Origin of the sequence: Microcystis aeruginosa LEGE 91341, assembly GCF_015206885.1 — a bacterium.
GTDB classification, from domain to species: domain Bacteria; phylum Cyanobacteriota; class Cyanobacteriia; order Cyanobacteriales; family Microcystaceae; genus Microcystis; species Microcystis aeruginosa_H.
In genome coordinates this window covers 1-1,886 of record NZ_JADEXY010000256.1, presented here as the reverse complement: position 1 = coordinate 1,886, position 1,886 = coordinate 1, and the positions used below count along the sequence as shown (strand labels likewise).

The 1,886-nt window shown below is 42.9% G+C and carries 2 protein-coding genes; one reads left to right on the top strand and one right to left on the bottom strand.

Annotation, left to right across the window (positions count from 1 at the left end; translation table 11 throughout):
• The first annotated feature begins 150 nt into the window (after positions 1 to 150).
• Positions 151 to 963 carry a Uma2 family endonuclease gene (locus tag IQ234_RS20685; protein ID WP_193958451.1) on the top strand — a complete coding sequence of 271 codons (813 nt, stop codon included), beginning with the start codon at positions 151 to 153 and terminating at the stop codon, positions 961 to 963.
• A 27-nt stretch (positions 964 to 990) separates the two neighbouring features.
• Here IQ234_RS20685 and IQ234_RS20680 read toward each other — a convergent pair whose 3' ends face one another.
• On the bottom strand, positions 991 to 1,218 hold the full coding sequence (locus IQ234_RS20680) for a DNA-directed RNA polymerase subunit omega (protein ID WP_002737694.1): 228 nt from the start codon (positions 1,216 to 1,218) through the stop codon (positions 991 to 993).
• Between the last annotated feature and the right edge of the window lie 668 nt (positions 1,219 to 1,886).

Below are 1,886 nucleotides of genomic sequence, written 5' to 3'. Positions count from 1 at the left end.
CTCGACTTTGTGTGATAATTTTTGCTTATGAAATCGTGAAATGTTTACTGGGAAAGACTTTTAGAACTATTTTGTTAAATAAACTATCAGTATAGACCTCGTTTCCACACAGAAACCAGAAGAACCACTTCCCTAGTCAAAACAATCGCTATGGTTAACCTTTCCTACAATAAAAATCGCCTTCTTCCCAGTGCCGAAGAATTGCCCTGTTCTGACGAAACGCCCGTGGATAACCAGTTACAGAACGATATTCCCAATCTATTACTCAGTTTATTAGCATTTATTTGGATGGAGCGGGATGATTGGTATTTTGGTGTCGATATGGGGATTTATTACAATCCCGACGAACCAGCGATCGTACCCGATGGATTTTTAGCCATTGGAGTCAAACACGATACCGGAGAAAGGGGAAGATTAAGCTATGTTCTCTGGGAAGAAGCTTATATTATGCCGATATTGGCCTTGGAAGTGATTTCTGAGAAATATAATGGGGAATATGAGGGAAAGTTAGCGGATTATCAAACCTTAGGCGTTCTCTACTATGCAATTTATAATCCCTTGAGCGGTAGAAGGGGAAGGTTTAAAAATAGAGAGAGATTAGAGGTTTATAAGCTGATAGCGGGGAAATACGAGCTTTTAGAGTCTGAAAATAATCGGGTATGGTTGCCAGAAATCGGGTTAGCCTTGGGATATGAGCAGGGAGAACATATCGCTTGGGTGCGAGAATGGCTTTATTGGTATGATCAATCGGGAAATCGCTATTTAACCGCAGAGGAAAGGGCAATGAATGCGGAAGCGATCGCCCAGCAAGAACGTTTGATCGCCACTCAAGAACGTTTAGCCAAACAGGAAGCAGAAGCGATCGCCGCTCAAGCAGGTTTAGCCAAACAGGAAGCGGAACAAAAAGCCCAACGACTAGCGGAAAGACTAAGAGCGCTGGGTATCAACCCCGATGAAGTTTAGGGGTTGCTCCCCAGCAATTTTAGGGGATTAATCGCGTAATAATTCCGGTTCGGTTAATTCGTCGGTCATTTCCATCAGGGCCCGTTGGACGGGTTTAATCATCGGGTCGTCGATATTTTCTACGGTATCGTAGCGGACCCGCTTGGCCCGTCTAGCGACTTGCACGACGATCGAGTAACGATTGCTGGCCACATTCATCAGTTTATCGGTGAGATAAATCATCTCGGAGGAGTCGAATTTAAACCGTTTGGACATAGTTATATTTAGCCTTCTCTGGTGAATTTGGCAGTGGTCACTGATAATAGGTTAGTGATCAGTTTTATTACTCAGTCCACCTTACCACATTTTGTCAACCTTAAGGATAGGGTGATGTTCCATCTAGATTGGATTTTGTCAACTAATTTTTACAAAACTTAAATCAATTTTATACAAGTTTAAAAATATACAAATAAAGAGATAATTTTTGAAATAAATAAACCCAAAAAAGGGAGACAATTGCGGGGGCTGTAAATATACTTGAACGTATAACTTCCCCCTCGATTTAGCTTCCGGTGATGCTATCCCCATGGCCTTGACAGTGCCGGCGATCGATGGTTAAAAATAAACAGATGCTGGATCCCCATCCAACATCCGCGTTCTAACTCTGCACACATTTTGCTAAGTCCTCATGATAAGTTAAAAAACGCTTCCTTTTTGGGGGCGTTTTTATTTATTCGATTGAAAAAACCGATGACAATCATTACTAAAGCTGATAAGAAAGGGGCAAGTGGGGTGTCGGGTGTTGGGTGTGGGGGGAGTGGGAATTATGAATTATGAATTATGAATGATGAATTGGGGAGACCACTTCGTGCGCGACGTTCGGCGACGCTCAGTCGAGCCGTTGCGGGGGGAAGTGGGGAAATTGAACTAAAACCCCAAAACCC